The following is an 18,911-nucleotide window of genomic DNA, read 5'->3' as shown; positions in this document are numbered from 1 at the left end:
ATGCTCTGAAGATGTACAAGCTCACTTTGTCTGCCAAATTAGTGTGATATTCTTTCCAGAAATGCTGTTGTATCCACGACATAAGGCGATGATTGATGGAGCAGTCTCTCAATTTTGAAATGTTGCGCAGCCAGTGGCCGGAACTGGCTGAACTCGCGAGTATGGCAGAACGCTATGTTCACTCTGACCCGGAAAGCTGCCTGGTGAAACTGCGCAACTACACCGAGTTGATGGTACGCTGGTTGTACCGTCAGGAGCGGTTACCGGAAGGTATTAAGGCGAATCTTTACGATTTAATGAATGCCGATGTCTTCACCGGCATGATGCCGGAAGCCATCATCATGAAAATGGATGCGCTGCGTATCCACGGCAACCGCGCCGCGCACGGTGGACGTATCAAAGCCAAAGATACCTACTGGCTGCTTAAGGAAGCGTATTTATTAGGTGTCTGGCTGTATGTTCGTTATGCCCATGGTAATGTTGATGACTGCCCCAAATTCTCTCTCCCTCCGTTAACACAATCTTCAGGTCGTGCAGATGAAAAACGTCTGGAAGATGCAATCAGAGCTCAGGATGAAAGCCGTGAGCGCGAATTGGCATTACAACGCGCACTACAGCAGGAGCAGGAGAAGGCTGAACACCTCACCCAGCGCCTGAATGAAGCCAGAGCTCGCAACCAGCATGTTGCCGATATTCTTTCTATTGATGAAGCGGAAACCCGCCGCCGCCTGATTGATTCTCGCCTTCTTGCCGCTGACTGGAATGTAGGGGAAGAGCTTAACAATACCGATCAGGTTACGCAGGAACACCCGGTTAAAGAACAACCTACTGCAACCGGCGACGGTTATGCGGATTATGTCTTGTGGGATGAGGCGCATAAACCGCTGGCAGTGGTGGAAGCAAAAAAAACCAGCGTCAATGCCGAACAAGGACGAATTCAGGCCCGACTGTATGCAGACTGGCTGGAAAAAGAATATGGTCAGCGTCCGGTCATTTTCTACACCAACGGCTACGACATCTGGCTGTGGGACGACCATAAAACTCATGGTTATCCTCCGCGCCGGGTATTTGGCTTCTACAGCAAGGAAAGCCTGCAATATCTTATTCAGCAGCGAGAAACCCGTCTGCCACTGAACAGTGTGCCGCACGTAAAAGACAACGAAGGTAAGGCCGTTGCCGGACGTTTGTATCAGCTTGAAACCATTGCCCGCGTCAGCGAACGGTTTACCAATAAATATCGTCAGTCATTAATCGTTCAGGCCACCGGCACTGGTAAAACCCGTGTAGCGATTGCACTGAGCAAACTGATGATTGATGCCCGTTGGGTAAAACGCGTTCTGTTCCTTTGCGACCGTAAAGAGCTGCGCAAACAGGCGGCGAATGCCTTCAATCAATTCACCAATGAGCCGCTGTATGTGGTCGGGAAATCGAAAAAAGCAGACAGGCAGAATGCCAGGATCTACATTGCCACTTATCCCGGCATGATGAAAATCATGGACCATTTCGATGTCGGTTATTTCGATCTGATCATTGCCGACGAATCCCACCGCTCGATCTACAACGTCTACGGCGATCTGTTTAAGTATTTTGATGCCCTCCAGATTGGCCTGACGGCCACGCCGATCGACATGGTGAGTAAAACCACTTTCGGCCTGTTTGGTTGTGAAGGACGTATCCCTACCGCCAACTACAGCCTGGAAGATGCCATCGCCGATAACAATCTGGTTCCCTATGAGGTTGTCACGCACACCACAGAATTCCTGCGCGAAGGCATCAAACGGGAGAAATTAAGCGACGCACAAATCCGCGAACTTGAAGAACAGGGTATCGATCCTAATACGCTGGAATTTGATGGCAAGGCGCTGGATGAGGCGATCTACAACAAAGACACCAACCGCTATATCTTGCGTAACTTGATGGAAAACGGCCTGAAAGATCAGGACGGCCAACTGCCTGGTAAAACCATTATTTTCGCCCGTAATCATAAACACGCGCTGTTGCTGAATGAGTTGTTCGACGACATGTACCCGCAGTTTGCCGGACGCTTCTGTCAGGTCATCGACAACTATGACCCCCGTGCCGAGCAACTGATCGACGATTTTAAAGGACTGGACGAAAGCACCAACAAAGAGCTGACTATCGCTATCTCTGTTGACATGCTCGATACCGGCATTGATGTCCCGGAAATTGTGAATCTGGTCTTTGCCAAGCCGGTCAAATCGAAAGTGAAGTTCTGGCAGATGATTGGCCGTGGTACGCGCCTCTGCGCGGGGCTGTACGGCTACGATGACAACGGCAAACCGCTGGATAAACAAAAATTCCGTATCTTCGATCACTGGGGCAATTTTGAGTATCACGAGCTGCATACCGAAGAGGCCGAAGTCACAGCGACAAAATCGCTGGCGCAAAAACGCTTTGAAGCGTGGGTTATGCTGGGGGCTACTGCGCAGCGTAAGTTCGACAAACAGGCGGTGGATTTAGTCGCTCACCAGCTCCGCGAGCAGATCAACGCGCTGGATGAAAAGTCGATTGCCGTGCAGGAAAAGTGGCAGCAAAAAGCGCAGTACAGCGATGAAAAAGTGCTGCGCCAGCTTTCCCCGAAAACACAACAGGATCTGCTATCTGTCCTGGCCCCTCTGATGCAGTGGCTGGACGTTCGCGGGCAAAGCGATGCCATGCGCTTTGATATGGATATTCTGGCGGCGCAAACTGCCCGTTATACCAACCCGGAAGAGCTGGATGTGCTCTGGCCGGTCATCATCGAGAAAGTGGAACGTCTGCCGCCGCATCTGACTCAGGTGCAGCAACAGGGACAACGGATTAATCAACTTCGTGATTTAGGCTGGTGGAAGCAAGCCAGCCTGGAAGAGCTGGAGGATATCCGCATTCATCTGCGCGGTATAATGCACCTGATGGAGAAAGATGCGACGCCAAAATTTGGTTCGATACAGGTGGATATTACCGAAGATGCGAACCTAATCCAGACGGAAACCCGCAAAACCAACATCCGCTCGATTGATTTCAAACTGTATCGTCAGCAGGTTCAGGGAGCGCTGGAGCCGCTGTTCCAGCAAAATCCGGTACTGAAGAAAATCCGCAACGGGGAGCCGGTGACGCAAAGCGAGCTGGATGAACTGGCTAAGCTGGTGCTGATCCAGAACCCTAACGTTGATATTCGGGCGCTGAAAGAGTTCTATCCGCAGGCAACCGCCAGCCTGGATAAACTTTTACGTACCATCATCGGGATGGACAGCGACGCGGTAGAAGTACGTTTTGCACAGTTCGCAGCTGACAACAGCCTGACCAGCCAGCAACTGCGCTTCCTGTCATTGCTGAAAAACCACATCCGCGATTACGGCACCATTGAGATGCGGCAACTCTTTGAACAGCCGTTTACTCATATCCACAACGAAGGCGTTACTGGCGTATTCCCGGATCTAGAGCAGATCGTCCGGTTGCAAAAGATAGTCGAAGAGCTGGGTGTTGTGACCGACGCAGCGACGGTATAATACACACATGACAAGCCCCGGCAGCGGGGCTTTTGTATTTATAACAGGGTATAGACGTTAACAATGATCACCGGTGACTTAAAAAGTAAAATCGACGGGCTGTGGGAAGATTTCTGGGTAGGTGGTATCACAAACCCGCTGACCGTTATCGAACAGATCACCTACCTGATGTACTCCAGGATGCTGGATACCCAGGAACAACGGGACGAGAAGCGTAAGCAAATCGCAGGCGTTGATTTTAAACCACGCTTTGCGCCTGAGCAGCAGGAGTTCCGCTTCAGCCACTACAGCAACCTTGGCTCGGACGAGATGATGGAAGTTGTGCGCGACGGCGTGTTCCAGCATTTCCGTCAGCTTGGGCAAGCTGAAGATACGAAAGTGACGCTGCTGGGCAACTTTATGAAAGATGCTCGCCTGGAGATTGTTAAACCGTCACTGCTGACCAAAGCCGTGGAGGTGATCAAAAACCTGCCGCTGGATCGTGGCGACACCAAAGGCGATCTCTACGAATACCTGTTAAGCAAACTGACCACCGCCGGAATCAACGGTCAGTTCCGCACGCCACGCCACATTATCCGCACAATGGTTGAAATGATGGAGCCAAACCCGGCACGTGGTGAAACGATCTGCGATCCGGCCTGTGGCACTGGTGGTTTTCTGGCAACCAGTTATGAGTACCTGCTGGAGAAATACAGTTCACTGGAGTCCATTCATACCGAGATTGGCACCAACGAACGCGGCGAATTAGAAGAGCAAAAAATCTTTACCGGCGATCTGCTGACACCGTGGCGTGACCATGTGGATAACAACATGTTCCACGGTTACGACTTTGATACCACCATGCTGCGTATTGCCGCCATGAACCTGATTATGCACGGAGTTGAAGAGCCGGATATTCATTATCAGGACACCATGAGCCAAAGCTTCAGCACCAATTTCCCGCAGGCCAGTAGAAACGCATTCAACCTAATTCTGGCGAACCCGCCGTTTACTGGTTCACTGGATGAGGAAGATATCGACGCCACGCTGTCGGCGATGGTGAAAACCAAGAAAACTGAGCTGCTGTTCCTGGCGCGCATTCTGCAAATGCTGAAAGTTGGCGGACGCAGTGCCACTATCGTGCCGCAGGGCGTATTGTTTGGTTCCAGCAAAGCGCACCAGTCGCTGCGTAAAACGCTGGTGGAAGATAACCAACTGGAAGCGGTGATCAACCTGCCTTCCGGTGTATTTAAGCCTTACGCTGGCGTGGCAACGGCGATCCTGATCTTTACCAAAGGCGGTCAGACGGATGAGGTCTGGTTCTACGATCTACAAAATGACGGCTACAGCCTGGATGATAAGCGTAACCCGATAAAAGATAACGACCTGCCGCATCTGCTGGCAAGCTGGAAGCATTACCGTACTTTGCGCGGACTACCGGTTGATAACTTTATGGGCGAGAAATTAGCCTCGTTGCTGAAACAGCAGCAACCGGAAGGGATTGATACTGACGTTGATTTTAAAGATCGCACTCAGGCGGCGTTTGTTGTGCCAAAGGAGGAGCTTGCGGCGCAAAAATACGATCTCTCTATAAACCGTTACAAAGAGGTGGTGTATCAGGCTGAGGAATATGAAGATCCGAAGGTGATACTGATACGCCTGAAGGACTTGGAGAAAGAGATTCTGGCGGATTTGGATGAGCTGGAGGGGATGCTGTGAGTTGGCGTTATTTAAAAATTGAGGATTTTTGTAGCACCGGTAGCGGTGGAACACCCAGTAGGTCAAAGCCTGAGTATTATGAGGGGGGAGATATCCCTTGGATTAAATCAGGAGACCTTAAAGATTCAACAATTTATGACGCAAATGAGTACATTACAGCCGCAGGGCTAGAAAATAGCAGCGCTAAAATAGTTGAGAAAGACTCAATCTTAATAGCAATGTATGGAGCCACTGTTGGCCGCTTAGCAATTTTAGGAATTAATGCAGCCACGAATCAAGCTATCTGCAATATTAGGCCAGATACGACAATTGCTGATATGAAGTATCTCTATTACTTCTTGAAGAGCAAGTTCAGCTATTTTGTCGAAAATGCGGTTGGTGGAGCTCAACCTAATATTAGCCAAGGATTGATTAAATCATTGGAAGTTCCTCTGCCTTCTTTAAGTGAACAAAAGCGTATCGCGGAGATTCTTGATAAAGCTGCTGATATACGCCAAAAACGCGAACAAGCTATCAAATTGGCTGATGATTTTTTGCGCGCTACCTTTTTGAAAATGTTCGGCGATCCAGTATCAAATCCCATGGGATGGGATGTTAGACCGTTAGGTCAACACATTATTCATGCAAATAATGGATTATCACGCAGAAGGAAAGAAAGCGAGAATACTGGGGAAGTGGTACTTAGACTGCAAGATGTTCATTATGAAGGGATTCGCTTCGATAATAATTTGAATAGAATCAAATTAACAACTCCCGAAAAAGAGCGTTTTTTAGTTGCTAACGGGGATATCCTTTTTATTCGTGTAAATGGAAATCCAGATTACGTTGGACGCTCTGCCGTTTTTGAAGGATATAAAGAAAATGTTTATCACAACGATCATTTAATAAGATTAAAAATCAGTAAAGAATATGAACCAATATTTTTATCTTATTTTTTCAATCATGAAAGTGGAAAAAGAATAATATCAAGGAAAATCAAAACATCTGCGGGCCAGTATACTATTAGCCAAGGTGGGATTGAGTCACTTGATATTTACATGCCTCCAATATCCCTACAAAAAAAATTCGTTGAAATTAGAAATTCAGTCATGAATCTCCCGTATTCTTGCAATTCGTTCACAAAATTATACACAATGTTAAACCAAAAGATATTTTCAGGATATCTATAGGAGTAAGTTCAAATGGAACTCTTCGACCTGTTAACAATTAAAATCACCTTGCCTGCGCAAGCTGTTCCTGCACGAAAAGTTGGTGGGAATTTAGTTCATAAGTTACTTTGCCGCTCAACAACAGTATCGGCTCAAGTCAGAAATGCACGTTTCCCAGGATATTTTGAACTTGTTACGGGTCTAAAGCCTCCTCTAGACTATATCTATTTGAAAGATCCAAATTCCAGAGGGAAATGCTCAGATGGTGTAGCTTCTCTTAAAGCTAAGGAACCATTTACATTCGAAAAATGGCGAGAAGATACTGAATTAATCTGGGAGCAATTTCCAGAGCAAGCATTTAGCACTTCACCTGATGAAATTAATGAACAATGGCATCATCAATTTCAGTTTAGAGAAGACGATCCAGAGCGCCATTATCCAGGTCTTAGAAAACCCCAACTGGGTGCACTTCATGCAATCGCAGGCTATTTCGCTACTGATTTGCAGGTAGAACCAGCTACCGTCGTACTGCCCACTGGAACGGGAAAAACGGAAACAATGCTGGCTACCATGATATACCAGCGATGCGAGCGAATTTTGCTCATAGTCCCATCTGACTCCCTCCGAACACAAATATCCAAAAAGTTCATAGATTTAGGATATTTACCAGAGCTAAAAGTCGTTCCGCCTAACATTGCACTCCCTAATGTAGCTATTATTAAGAAGGGAATTCAGGTAGCGGAAGAGGCTAAGCAATTAGCTTTAGAATCAAACGTCTTGGTTGCTACGACCAGCGTTTTGTCTGCCTGCTCCGAAGCAGCATTAAATACACTTTGCGAGTCGTGTAGCCATCTTTTTGTTGATGAGGCTCATCATATCTCAGCCTCATCTTGGCAAACAATTCGTGAACGATTTAAAGACAAACGTGTTGTGCAGTTTACAGCTACCCCCTTTAGGAATGATAAGAAGTCCCTTGGTGGAAAAATTATCTATAACTACACGATGGGGGAAGCCCAACGAGCTGGCTATTTTACAAATGTAAATTTGCTGCCTGTAGAAGAGTATTACTCTGACCTTATGGATCACGCAATCGCAGATACAGCCGTTGGTCAACTGCGCATAGACTTAAATAATGGCCTTGATCATTTGATTATGGCCCGTACTAGCAATAAGCAGCGAGCAGAACAAATATTTACTATTTATCAGAATATTGTACCGAATTTTAATCCAATCGTTGTTCATTCTGATTATCCTAAAACGGAAATAAAAAAACGTCTTAATAAATTATTATCAAGACAATCAAGAATCGTTATTTGCGTAGACATGTTGGGAGAAGGTTATGATCTACCCAACCTGAAAATTGCAGCTTTACATGATCATCATAAGTCTCTTGCAGTAACTTTGCAGTTCATTGGCCGATTTACTCGTGTCAATAAAGCACAGAAAATTGGTCAAGCCAGTGTAGTCATGAATGTTGCGGACCCTAATGTTGAAGGTGAATTACAGCATCTATATTCAACAGATGCCGATTGGGATAACGTATTAAGGCGACTCTCTGAAGGACGAATTGCTAGAGAGATTAGGTTGCAAGAGGTCGTGGATGCCTTAAAAAGGAAAGGTGATTTACACGATCAGATTTCTCTCTGGAATATTGAGCCAAGTTGTTCTGTCATGTTATTTAAAACGTACTGTGACAATTGGGAGCCTGAAAGATACAAGGAGAAACTGCCTAGATTCGATGAATCCTGGCATGCAATAGCTGAAGATGAGAATTTGCTTGTTGTGCTAGCTGTCCAGGCAACTTCAGTCCGATGGGGAAACTACAAAGATCTTAAAGATACCAATTATAAAATTCTAATTGCTCATTGGGATCAAGACAGATCCGCCTTGTTTGTATTCTCAAATGACTATAAAGCATTCCGAGTTGAGAATCTAGTCAGTACTATTTGTGATGATAAATTTGAAGTTGTCAGTGGTGAAAAAGTCTTTAATGTATTTAATGGTATTGAATATCCTTTGGCAAGAAATTTAGGCGCATCCCAAATTGGGGCAATCAGCTTTACTCAATACTTTGGCCCAAATGTCACTGAGGGGCTATCACTAATTGAAGCATCTCAATCAAGCTTAAGTAATATTGCTGCATTAGGTTATGAATCCGGAAACCGTGTAATCTGGGGATGCTCGCAACGCAGAGGTAAAGTCTGGTCACCACAAAAAGGTGGCAGCATTGCTGATTGGTGCAACTGGGTTAAGAAAGCCTGGGACAAGATTTTTAGTTCTGAACCGGATCCAAACAATCTTACGCGTAACTTTTTGCGTCCAGTCCCATTACTTGAACCCTATAATGAATATCCAATATCAGCTCAATGGGGTGAGTATTTGCTTACTGCGTTCGAAGATAAAGTTATTTTTCATTTTGATGCTGTATCTGCGCATTTATATTTAGTAGAGGTTAGGACTGCCGGAAAGTTTGACGATGGTAATGTACGACTCATTTTCTCTACAGATGAAACGTCATCTGAATATAAATTATCTCTCACGGGAAGTGCTACAGCAAAAGGTTATGCCTATCAGTTGATATCTGGCCCTGAAGTTTTTGTACAGCGTGGTGAATCTGAACCGGTATCACTATCAGAGTATATGGAAATTGATCCAGTAATGATTCATTACTCCGATGGTTCATTTTCATACAACGCTCATATAGTCCATGTAAGCCAAAATATTGGCCTTTATGACAAAGACGAAATTGTAGCTTTTGATTGGCAAGGAACTGATGTTCGAGTGGAATCAATGGGCTATACTCGTGATCCATCATCCATCCAATGGCGTTGGTACTGTGAAATTAAAGATAATTACGATGTCATTATTAATGATGATGGGAAAGGTGAATCAGCAGATTTAGTGGGGTTGAGAATAGTTGATGACTGTATTGTTCTCTCCTTAATCCATTGCAAATATTCAGGTTCAGAAGAAGCAGGAGCCAGACTTAAAGACCTTTACGAAGTATGTGGGCAGGCACAGAGATGCATTCGTTGGAAACACCTAAATCTTTCCTATCTATACCACCACATTAAGCGTCGCGAGGAACAGTGGCGATCGCGTGGTCATTCTCGCTTTCTGAAAGGCACTATAAAAGACCTTGCTGCTATGAAAGAGCGCTCCAGAATCACACCTCTTAAATTTCAAGTTGTTATTGTTCAACCAGGGCTTAGAGTAAGTAAAATTAATGAAGAAGGCCTTAAGCTACTTGGCAGCACAGCGCTGTTTATCAAAAAAACAACGATGGCAGATTTAGTTGTTATTGGTTCTAAATAGGGCTGAAAATTGACAATGTTCGACTTTAGCCATATTAAAGAACGAATCGAATATGCTATAAAAACGATAGAAAAAGTAAGAAAAGAGAGTAAATTATGATCCTATTCTTTTATCCCTACATAATGCTTTGCTACAGCGCTGGATACGCCTTATTGCAAACACTGGATGGGATGGGAGCGATTAGTACCAACTTTGTAGAAACGAACGCACAAGGTGCTCTTTTGAGCAGCTACTGGTCTCCCAATAAAGTTGCAGTTGTCTTAGGAGGCGGTTTTCTTGAGCTCTTTATTTTATTATTACCCTTCGTTTTCTTGAGCTCATGGATACTTGCCAGAAAAAAGGGGCTCATCATTTCCTTTATGCTTCTTATAACCCCAGGACTACTATCACTCTGTCACCTTCTTCCTGCTATTCAGTGGTTGCCATTGACCTATGCAATAGGGGGGACAGGTGTAACGGGTAACGCAGCTGGACTCGCAAGTCTGAGTTTTATAGGACTATTGTGCGGATGGATATTGGCAATAATCATTAGTGATGTTTTTGCTACAGGAGAGAAATTCAGACAGTGGACAGATATTTTCCTCATCTTAACAGCGGTTGGTAACGGTATTTTCTGGGTATCAGACAGAGAGGTGGCTGTCGGTAAAACAGCATATGAGGAAACAATTACAGATATTAATGATGCAGCCAAATATCTTCTTGTTCAGGTGAAAGACTACAGCCGCATGTGTGACAATAGCGGGCTTTCCGAAATGTCATCTTGTCAGTGGGCATCGTACATTCAAGAAACGCTAGAAAATATTGCCAGTACGAAATCATCTGTTATTGAATATGTAATACCTGAAAATCTTGACACCTTTTATCGAATTCCTGAGTACTATGGCGATCAAGTATCTCCGGATAAAATCAGACAGGAATTTCAAAACTACAATAAAAAACTATGTCCAAATAAGGCTCTTTCAAAAGCAATAACACAATTGCCACCACCTTCCCGATGGTGCCAAACTCCCCCTCCAGCGTACTGTAATGCCATTCAAGAGGGGAAATTTAAAACAGGCATGTCAGACCGTTTCGCTGTCGCCAATGAATGTGTAATTACATCATTATTAATGTACCGCCAAGGTTTATTGAAAAAACAAGCTCGATTATCCTTAAGTAAAAATGCCCCTCATTATAGATGGATGTGGTTTATTGCTATGTCTTTTTTTATTGGTGGGAAAATTGCCAATGTAATGACAAAAATAGGCAATTTAGAGAATCGTGGCATAACTGAAAAACATAGAGTTAAATTTATCCTTTTAAAAATACTTGGCTTTATTGTGCGTACATTAATAAGATGTATCATCGCATCTCAAAAAATATTTTCTTCAACGACCAATTTTATCAAAAAATTAAAGAAAAGAAAGCATGATACTTAAATAAAATAGTGACAAATGTTCAATTGCAAGGTTAATCTTTGTGTTACAAGGAATAAATAACAAGGGGTACTTTTCCCTGTACCCCTAGAGTTTAAGTTGGATGATACGTATGAATCTACTGTGGAAATTCACGCTAGCGGCAACAGCGTTTCGTACTCAGCCGTTTATACATTAGCACCCATAGTTAATTGAGCGTGAAGCTCAGTAATCTTATTGATTATCTACTTGTTGAAAGATCTCGTGGTTCGCTCTTGCCGATGAAATCAGTGAGCATATTGCTCTTAGTGATAATGCCATTGGGTAAAATTACCAACCGGCTACCCCCTTAAGGCGTGTCGATTAACTTTAATTAAACTAATATGGCATTCAACTCAATCGCCATTCCCCCGGTTGATCTTCGCATAGTCAAACGGCGTAATCGCTCTCTCCCTATTTGCATCCAGAAAGTCCGCCCACCACTGCAACATCAGCTTGCGCTCATCCAAGTGTTCCGCTTTATGGATATACGCCGCCCGCACCGAGTTACGTTCCATATGGCTCATCTGGCGCTCCACCGCATCCTTCGACCATAGCCCTGACTCAATTAACGAACTACAGGCCATCGTACGAAAACCGTGACCACAAACTTCAACTTTAGTGTCATAACCCATCACCCGTAGCGCACTGTTTACCGTGTTCTCACTCATTGGCTTACGCGGATCGTGATCGCCAATAAAAATCAGCTCATGTTCCCCGCAGAACTGTTTTATCTGCTTCAGGATCGCCAGCGCCTGCTTTGAAAGTGGCACCAGATGAGGTGTACGCATCTTTGAGCCTCGCTGAGAATGTTTCACGCCGGGAATAGGCTCTCGCTCAGGCGGGATGGTCCACATTGACGTTTCAAAATCGATCTCTGACCAGCGAGCAAAACGCAGCTCACTGGACCGAATAAAGATAAGCAGGGTAAGTTCCGTTGCCCAACGGGTTAGCGGCCTGCCAGTGTAACCATCTATTTTCTGGAGTAACTCAGGGATACGCTTTAACTCCAGCGCCGGACGATGCTGTCGATTACTGGAAGCAACCGCCCCCGCCATCTCCTGCGCCGGGTTGTAATCAATCAACCCGCTTTGCACCGCATAACGCATGATGGCCGTGGTGCGCTGTTGAAGACGGGAGGCCACTTCAAGACGGCCAGATGTCTCGACGGCTTTAATGGGAATTAACAGATCGCGGGTACCCAGTTCAGCAATATTGCGAGTACCAATTGCCGGGAAGATATTCTCCTCAAGGCTCCTTTTTACGCGATTAGCATGATCTTCCGACCATTTCTGATTGGTAGTGAGCCACTCTCTGGCAACCTTCTCGAAAGTAATAATCTCTTTCGCCTGCTCTTCTTTCACGGCACGTTTATGCTCACGAGGATCGATACCAGCAGCTACCAGCTTTCTGGCCTCTTCTCTTTTCTTCCTGGCATCAGCCAACGAAACATCCGGGTAAACGCCGAACGCCATCAAATGCTGTTTACCGCCAAAACGGAAACGAAATCGCCAATACTTTGAGCCGTTAGGTTTTACAAGTAAGGACATGCCGTCGCCGTCAACAAGTGAATACTCTTTCTCCTCAGGTTTCGCAGAACGAACTTTAGTATCCGTTAGGGCCATAGTGGTCCTCCTTCCATTGGTATATCGTGAGTATACAAGCAATATCGAATCGACAAATATACTCATTAGTATACTCACAAGCTTATTGATGTGGGTTGACTCAGGTTGATTTCAGTTGAGGGAAAAAGCGGTTAAGGCCTTGTGTGGCGCGGATTTTTGGCATAAAAAAAGACCTCAATTGAGGTCCATTTGCATGCTTTTGGTGCCGAAGGCCGGACTCGAACCGGCACGTATTTCTACGGTTGATTTTGAATCAACTGCGTCTACCGATTTCGCCACTCCGGCACGGAAGGGATGCGGAAAACGTTGTGGATTATACCTTTACCTGTCACCTGTGCAACCTCAATTGTCTGTGCTGTGCGCTAAGTGCCGAAAATTTCACCTTAGCCTACAGACAATTCTCATTCACCGCCTTTCAAGCCGCGAATGGCGCGCGTTTCGGAACTCTGGCCGCCGTGGGCAGTCCCAACTAGCTGATAGCGGGCGCGCCGTGGTTGACGCGCCAAATTAATCGAGGTTGGCAATGAAAACAACATTACGGCGCCTGGCGCTGACAACGGGCATGCTCTCTCTTATGGCAACGGGAACGGCGCTGGCGGCCAGCTGGCAGGATCAGCTGAATAGTGCGGCATCGCAGCTTAGCCAGCAGAACAATACCAACACGCAGAGCACCACCAGTCAAAATGGTCTGTCGCTCTCTTCCCTCTCCGGGCTGCTGAACGGCGGCGATAAGGCGGTCAGCAGTACCAGCATGACCAATGCCGCCGGAGTGATGGAATATTGCGTGAAGAATAACGTGATTAAAAATAACGCCACCAGTATCAAGGATCAGGTGCTGAGCAAGCTGGGCCTGCAAAACACCACCCAACAGGCGCAGCAAACCGATTATCAGCAGGGGCTGATGGGCTTGCTGAATACCGGCAGCGGTCAGCAGCTTAACCTGAAAAGCCTGAGCAATACGCCGATGGGCGAGAAGCTGAAAACCAAAGCCTGCGATGTGGTGCTGAAACAGGGCAAAAACTTTATCTCCTGATACGCCCTCTTCTTCGCGTCCTGCCTGGCAGGGCGTGGAGTCTCCCCTCCCCGTAGTTCCCCTTCCCTAGTTCTGCGTAATGGTAAACGTAATCGCTGCACGTGCCGTGCCGGGCGTCACCTTGTTGCCAAGCGGCGTATAGGCAGCCAGCAGCGGAATGGCAATCTCCCGTTCGCCCTGGTTGTGATAGGTGCGCGGCGTATCAAAATAGAGCGGGCTGCCGTCGCGATACATAATCTTAATCGCCACGCCGGTGGCCGCGCCCGGGATGTTATCGATCGGCACTATGCCAGGCTCCGGCGACGGCACGCGGCTGGCGGAAGAGAAAGAAACATTGACCGGCAGATCGCCCTGGCACAGCAGCTCAATTTTAAATGCCGTAGGCGCCACGCTGCTGCCGTAGCCCACTGCGGCGCTGCGGCTGATGGTTCCCAGCTGCACCGTCTGATTGGGGGTTTTGGCATAACAGCTTTTGATGCGTACATCGCCGGATACCAGCTGCAGGCTCAGCACGCTGGTGAGGTTGCCGTTGCTGTCCGGCAGCGAGAAGTGCGCCACCTCACCACCGGGAAAGCTGCCCGGCGTGATATCGCCGGTGCGGTAAAACAGCAGTTGAATATCGGAACCCAGCACCGGTGCATCACCTTCTGGCGTCAGCGTGGCGCTCAGCGGCACAAAGCGATCGGAGAAACGATAGTCGGTAATTTTAACGCCGACGCCCGGCACGCCGGTGTCATAAACTCCCGACATTACCGCGCTCGGCCTGCTCCAGCTGCCGGTCATGGCAGAGTGATAGGGCACGCTGCCGCTACAGCTCTGCGCCATCCATCCCGCTACGTTGATGATCTTGCTATCCAGCAGGCTGCCCGGCGGCAGGTTAGGATCGATAATCAAGTCGGACAGCGCAATGCGCTGCGTTTTAGGTGCGCCGATATCGCAGCCTGCGGCCAGGCCGCTGGTTGCCGTAACAGTGCCTGCGATAAGCACCAGCACGTTCGTTAGCGTGTTCATGGCATCTTCCTCTTCGCGCCGGTTACTGGCAGATGGTCTGTAGCTGCGTCACGATGTCATCTCTCTCTTCTGGCAGGGTAAAATCAGCGCGGCACTGGCTTCCGGCGCGGCTGCCCCAGTTCACCTGTAGTGATACCTGCTCAGAAAGGCCGCTCAGCCACACCTCGCCGTTATCGCCAACAATGCTGCTGTAGTCCCCGCTATCGTCGGCAAGCGTGACCGTTGCGCCGAAGGGAACCGGCAGGCCGTTACGCCGGATCAGCGTGATCAGGGCGCGCTCGCCCACTCTGCCGCTGAAATCCGCCCGCACTACCGCGCCACGCGTTGGCACCACCTGTTGCGTGGTCTGCTGTAGCTCAACCGTATCCGGTAGCGACAGCGGATCGAGCATGATCTCGCTTATGCGATAAGCGCGCAGATAAGGCACCAGCGTATAGCCACGAAAGTCAGTGCTGACGCCGGTCTGATTAAGTACGGAGGCGTTGGCGATGCCCGGCGCTTTGACCAGCGCCACCGTCTCGCCCAGCGGCTGGCTGAGCGTGATGCCATCCCGATGCGCCACCAGCGCGCCGCTCAGGCCGTAGCTCAGACATCGGCTATGGCGATCCCAGGCATAGCCCACATCCGCTTCGCCATAAGCGCCGCGAAAATCGATCTCACCGCTGCCGCTGCTGCCTTCGTTGCGGCTGGTGTAGCCCTGGCGCAGGCTCCAGCTCAGGTTATGGTCAGCAAGCGCGGTGCCGCTCAGTCCGGCCGAGTGGCTGCTGCTGCCGTGGCGGGCGCTGTTCATCTGATAGTTGGCCCAGGTGTGGTCTGCCCAGCGGCTGAGCGGTACGCTAAGCGATAACGCCAGCACCTGATCTTCGCGCGCGCTTTTGTCGCGCCAGGCGGGCTTGAGGGTGTTGCGGTTATAGCTGTAGTTCAGGCTGACGCTGATGCCCTGCCAGCTGTTGTTGTAGCCAAGGTTCAGGGAGCGCGTCTGATGCTGGTTATCCCAGTACTCTTCCTTGATCGCACTGAGCGTAAGCGACCCCGCTCCGGGCCACAGGCTCTGGGTAAGCGTCAGCTCGGCCCGCTGTCGCCGACGATCCCACTGCCACAGGCGATCGCGCGTATCACTCTCCATGACATCGTTCAGACTGTAAAAACCGCTGGTGGCATAGCGGTATCCCGCCAGCGCCACGCTGGTGCCGGTGTTGATAAAGTTTTTGCCATAGCGCAGTCGCCAGGCGTGCCCCTGCGATCGATCCTGATGGGCAGGCTGGCTATGCGCCAGCGTGGCATCCAGCGAGAGCGCCCCCAGCGAGCCGAGGTTTTTACCAACGCCCGCCACCAGCGAGCGATAGTTCTCCGCCTGCTGCGTGCCGCCATACAGCGTAAATGCCTGCGGCAGGCCGATGATGCCGGTCGCCTGGAAAAAGAGATCGCCGCCGTGATGGTTGCCGTAGCCACGGTACTCGCCGCCGGTGATGCTGTATTTAATGTGTCCTTCGCGCTGTAACACCGGCACCGAGGCAAAAGGCACCACCAGCTGTTGTTCGCTGCCGTCCGCTTCATTAATGGTAACGGTTAAATCGCCGCTGCCGCCGGTAGGATAGATATCGGCAATGGCGAAGGCACCGGGCGCGACGTAGGTCTGATAGATGATCTGACCGTTCTGATAAACGTTAACCTGCGCGTGGCTGCGGGCGATGCCGCGTACCACCGGCGCATAGCCTCTCAGGCTGTCCGGCAGCATATCCTCATCCGACGCCAGCTGTACGCCACGAAAGTTAACGCTGTCATACATGTCGCTGGGGGAGCTGCTCTCTCCCAGCGTAAGCTGCGCCTGTAGCGGCACAATCTCGCGCTGCGCCAGGGTATAAAGGTTGTTCCAGTCGCCCTGCCGATGACGGCTGCGCGACCAGGTGCTGTAGTTGCGCACCCGCCACGGCCCGATGTTAAGGCCGGGACGCAGGCTCAAAAACTGGCTGTCGCTGTTATGGTGATGCGCTTCCAGCGCTTCGCTGTGCGCGCCGCTGAAGCGGTAGTTAAGCAGCAGTGCGTTGATGCCGTTATCCCACTGCTCCGGCGACACTGTCTCTCGCGCCTGGTACTGTAACGCCGCCTGCGGAATGCTTAGCAGCAGGCGCTGGGCGTTAACATCCAGCCGCGCCGCCGCATCATGAATCTGCGTCAGATCGGCGCAGCCGTCGCTCTGCTGTAGCTCAGGGTAGCGCGCAATGTTCACGTCGTAGCGTGCCAGATCGTCCACGCTCAGGCAGGGCATCAGATCCTGTGAGTCTGACCAGCGAAAGGACACGTCACGCGTCTCCTGCGGCTGGTTATTTACCACAACCTCAACCCGATAGGTGCCGGGTGGCAGCAGGTTGTTCTCAAAAGCGGAGAGATCCACCGCTTCGTTATCCAGCCCGTGGCGCTCCAGCAGCGCCGGATTAAAGGTGACGGCATAGCTGCTGTTGGTCTGAATAACCGCCGTAATCATGCACGGCAATAATAAGTGGCGTAATTTTCCCTCCGCCATATTCTTTTCCTTAACGACAGCGTCGTTCTTTTACTGGCTGTGTGGTGAATAGGTCGCCTCAAAAGGTTGAGTGATCGCGCCATAATCATTTATCAGCCGCCAGCTTACTTTTCCGGAGCGCGCCGGCTGCGGTAAGGCGTACTGTTTATTGGCAAAGGGCGCGACCCATCCCGGCCCGGCAATCGCGTTGCCATTAACCTCAAGTGAATGGAAGTTCATGTAATAGGGCGTGGGGTTGGATACCTGCAGTTTTCCCTGCTGCCAGCGCCAGCTAAGTTTGGTCATCTCAGCACGGGTAACTGTTTTTTCCAGGGCAACGGGACGCCAGATAAGTTTGATCTGCGTTTTAATCGCAATCTGCAAGACGTTCTCATCGTCTGCCGCGCTGGGGATCGATTTTATATTGGCCCAGAACAGGCTTTCCCGATCCTGCGGCAATGGCGCGCCGGTATAGATCAGGCGTAACACGTTCTTTTGCTGGCTATCGAGGCGAAAAAGCGGTGGCGAGAAGATAAAGGGGGCTTTGCTTTTATCCGGGCTTTCAACCCAGGACTGAATTAACCAGACGCTGTTATCCGGATTGGTTACGCTAATAGCGGTCTCTTTTTTTGCGCCGTGGAAAATAATCCGCGTGCCGCCTACGATAACCCCTGCTGTCGCAGTGCTATTCAACAGCGTCAGCATAAGCAACCAGCCAAAAATCCATTTATACATTCCGGCTATCCCTGCAAGAAGCAATGGGCCTGAGCCGACCCATTGCAGGTTGGATTAATTATAATTCATGGTGAAGGTGGCAACGGCGTTAGCCGGGCCAGGCGAAACGCTTGCAGACGTCGCGATGTAGCTGGCATAAAACTTCAGGTTGTTAGCCACCTTTTCCTGCAGCTCATAGGGACTGGAGGCGGTAAACAGCGGCAGTTTGGTCATGTTCTGATCGTAAAGCTGAATACCAACGCCCGATGCCACGCCCGCGCCAGCATTAAGCGCCAGCACATCCTGATCGCCATCATAGGTAGGGCCATCAAACTTCACGCGTGCGTTAACCGCCGGGCAATCGGTCAGGGTCAGAACAAACTGAGTGGTTGAGGCGATGGAGCCTTTACCGGTAAAGCTGCTTTTATTTACCGAACCCATAGGGACTATCAGGCTATTGCCGCTGTCGCCCAGTGAAACTACACAGGTATTATCAATAACTTCACCATTAAAATTTACCGTCCCGTCGTAGGCCAGCGTTGAAGCCGAGGCGAGCAGGAACGCCATCCCTAATGAGATTTTATTAAGACGTTTCATATACATCCTTATGAGCTGATTAAAGGTGATAGACCCGAATGCCCGGAATGGGCACTCTTCTTTTTATTCCCTGGTGCAGTCATGAAAAATTATTCGCAATGCCGGTAAAAGAGTAGACAGGCATAACAGAGGTACAGAACGACTGTGTTATAAAGCATCATCCAGGTTATTAATTTATTAGCTGGCGCCGCATCCGTTGCAGTCATAATTACGTAAAGAATCAACCACAGCAGGTGAATTGCCCAGCAACAGCAAAACTACAAGAAAAACGGAAAATGGAAAGTGAAGAATGCATAATTCAGGAAAGCGAAAAAAAACTTCATAA

General features: G+C 48.9%; 11 protein-coding genes and 1 tRNA gene. 6 read left to right on the top strand and 6 right to left on the bottom strand.

Going from position 1 to position 18,911, the window contains the following annotated elements; all coding sequences use genetic code 11:
* Positions 1 to 95: 95 nt before the first annotated feature.
* From ACQE32_RS17070 to ACQE32_RS17050, 5 genes are all read left to right on the top strand, one after another.
* Positions 96 to 3,509, top strand: a complete 3,414-nt coding sequence (locus ACQE32_RS17070; RefSeq protein ID WP_427022135.1) for a DEAD/DEAH box helicase family protein — start codon at positions 96 to 98, stop codon at positions 3,507 to 3,509.
* A gap of 63 nt (positions 3,510 to 3,572) precedes the next feature.
* Complete coding sequence (locus tag ACQE32_RS17065; protein ID WP_019725280.1) at positions 3,573 to 5,207, top strand: type I restriction-modification system subunit M; 1,635 nt, start codon at positions 3,573 to 3,575, stop codon at positions 5,205 to 5,207.
* Positions 5,204 to 6,376, top strand: coding sequence for a restriction endonuclease subunit S (locus tag ACQE32_RS17060; protein ID WP_051959686.1), 1,173 nt, complete (start codon positions 5,204 to 5,206; stop codon positions 6,374 to 6,376). Before ACQE32_RS17065 ends, ACQE32_RS17060 begins: the two co-directional genes overlap by 4 nt.
* A gap of 12 nt (positions 6,377 to 6,388) precedes the next feature.
* Positions 6,389 to 9,670, top strand: a complete 3,282-nt coding sequence (locus ACQE32_RS17055; protein WP_427022134.1) for a DEAD/DEAH box helicase — start codon at positions 6,389 to 6,391, stop codon at positions 9,668 to 9,670.
* Positions 9,671 to 9,822: 152 nt separating this feature from the next.
* Complete coding sequence (locus ACQE32_RS17050; RefSeq protein ID WP_427022133.1) at positions 9,823 to 11,088, top strand: hypothetical protein; 1,266 nt, start codon at positions 9,823 to 9,825, stop codon at positions 11,086 to 11,088.
* 371 nt (positions 11,089 to 11,459) lie between these two features.
* Here the strand turns inward: ACQE32_RS17050 and ACQE32_RS17045 are convergent, their stop codons facing one another.
* Complete coding sequence (locus tag ACQE32_RS17045) at positions 11,460 to 12,728, bottom strand: tyrosine-type recombinase/integrase (RefSeq protein WP_427022132.1); 1,269 nt, start codon at positions 12,726 to 12,728, stop codon at positions 11,460 to 11,462.
* 200 nt (positions 12,729 to 12,928) lie between these two features.
* A tRNA-Leu gene (locus ACQE32_RS17040) sits at positions 12,929 to 13,013 on the bottom strand.
* Positions 13,014 to 13,251: 238 nt separating this feature from the next.
* On the opposite strand from ACQE32_RS17040, the gene ACQE32_RS17035 reads away from it, so the two are divergent.
* Positions 13,252 to 13,761 carry a DUF2501 domain-containing protein gene (locus ACQE32_RS17035; protein WP_426974818.1) on the top strand — a complete coding sequence of 170 codons (510 nt, stop codon included), beginning with the start codon at positions 13,252 to 13,254 and terminating at the stop codon, positions 13,759 to 13,761.
* 66 nt (positions 13,762 to 13,827) lie between these two features.
* Here the strand turns inward: ACQE32_RS17035 and ACQE32_RS17030 are convergent, their stop codons facing one another.
* From ACQE32_RS17030 to ACQE32_RS17015, 4 genes are read right to left on the bottom strand one after another with little or no spacing between them, the layout of a single operon-like run.
* Positions 13,828 to 14,772 carry a fimbrial protein gene (locus ACQE32_RS17030; protein ID WP_427022131.1) on the bottom strand — a complete coding sequence of 315 codons (945 nt, stop codon included), beginning with the start codon at positions 14,770 to 14,772 and terminating at the stop codon, positions 13,828 to 13,830.
* A 22-nt stretch (positions 14,773 to 14,794) separates the two neighbouring features.
* Positions 14,795 to 17,296: a fimbria/pilus outer membrane usher protein gene (locus ACQE32_RS17025; protein WP_427022130.1), complete on the bottom strand. Its 2,502-nt coding sequence runs from the start codon at positions 17,294 to 17,296 to the stop codon at positions 14,795 to 14,797.
* A gap of 30 nt (positions 17,297 to 17,326) precedes the next feature.
* Positions 17,327 to 18,010, bottom strand: a complete 684-nt coding sequence (locus ACQE32_RS17020; protein WP_427022129.1) for a fimbrial biogenesis chaperone — start codon at positions 18,008 to 18,010, stop codon at positions 17,327 to 17,329.
* A 54-nt stretch (positions 18,011 to 18,064) separates the two neighbouring features.
* Positions 18,065 to 18,586: a fimbrial protein gene (locus ACQE32_RS17015; RefSeq protein ID WP_426974822.1), complete on the bottom strand. Its 522-nt coding sequence runs from the start codon at positions 18,584 to 18,586 to the stop codon at positions 18,065 to 18,067.
* Positions 18,587 to 18,911: the final 325 nt, after the last annotated feature.

This window comes from Pantoea sp. FN0302 (genome assembly GCF_050113775.1).
Classification (GTDB): domain Bacteria; phylum Pseudomonadota; class Gammaproteobacteria; order Enterobacterales; family Enterobacteriaceae; genus Mixta; species Mixta alhagi.
This window is presented reverse-complemented; position numbering and strand designations above follow the sequence as displayed.

Excerpts from the sequence above, each read along its gene's own strand:
- ACQE32_RS17070 (WP_427022135.1), top strand. The coding sequence starts at position 96 with ATGGAGCAGTCTCTCAATTTTGAAATGTTGCGCAGCCAGTGGCCGGAA.
- ACQE32_RS17045 (WP_427022132.1), bottom strand. The coding sequence starts at position 12,728 with ATGGCCCTAACGGATACTAAAGTTCGTTCTGCGAAACCTGAGGAGAAA.
- ACQE32_RS17065 (WP_019725280.1), top strand. The coding sequence starts at position 3,573 with ATGATCACCGGTGACTTAAAAAGTAAAATCGACGGGCTGTGGGAAGAT.
- ACQE32_RS17025 (WP_427022130.1), bottom strand. The coding sequence starts at position 17,296 with ATGGCGGAGGGAAAATTACGCCACTTATTATTGCCGTGCATGATTACG.
- ACQE32_RS17035 (WP_426974818.1), top strand. The coding sequence starts at position 13,252 with ATGAAAACAACATTACGGCGCCTGGCGCTGACAACGGGCATGCTCTCT.
- ACQE32_RS17020 (WP_427022129.1), bottom strand. The coding sequence starts at position 18,010 with ATGTATAAATGGATTTTTGGCTGGTTGCTTATGCTGACGCTGTTGAAT.
- ACQE32_RS17055 (WP_427022134.1), top strand. The coding sequence starts at position 6,389 with ATGGAACTCTTCGACCTGTTAACAATTAAAATCACCTTGCCTGCGCAA.
- ACQE32_RS17015 (WP_426974822.1), bottom strand. The coding sequence starts at position 18,586 with ATGAAACGTCTTAATAAAATCTCATTAGGGATGGCGTTCCTGCTCGCC.
- ACQE32_RS17030 (WP_427022131.1), bottom strand. The coding sequence starts at position 14,772 with ATGAACACGCTAACGAACGTGCTGGTGCTTATCGCAGGCACTGTTACG.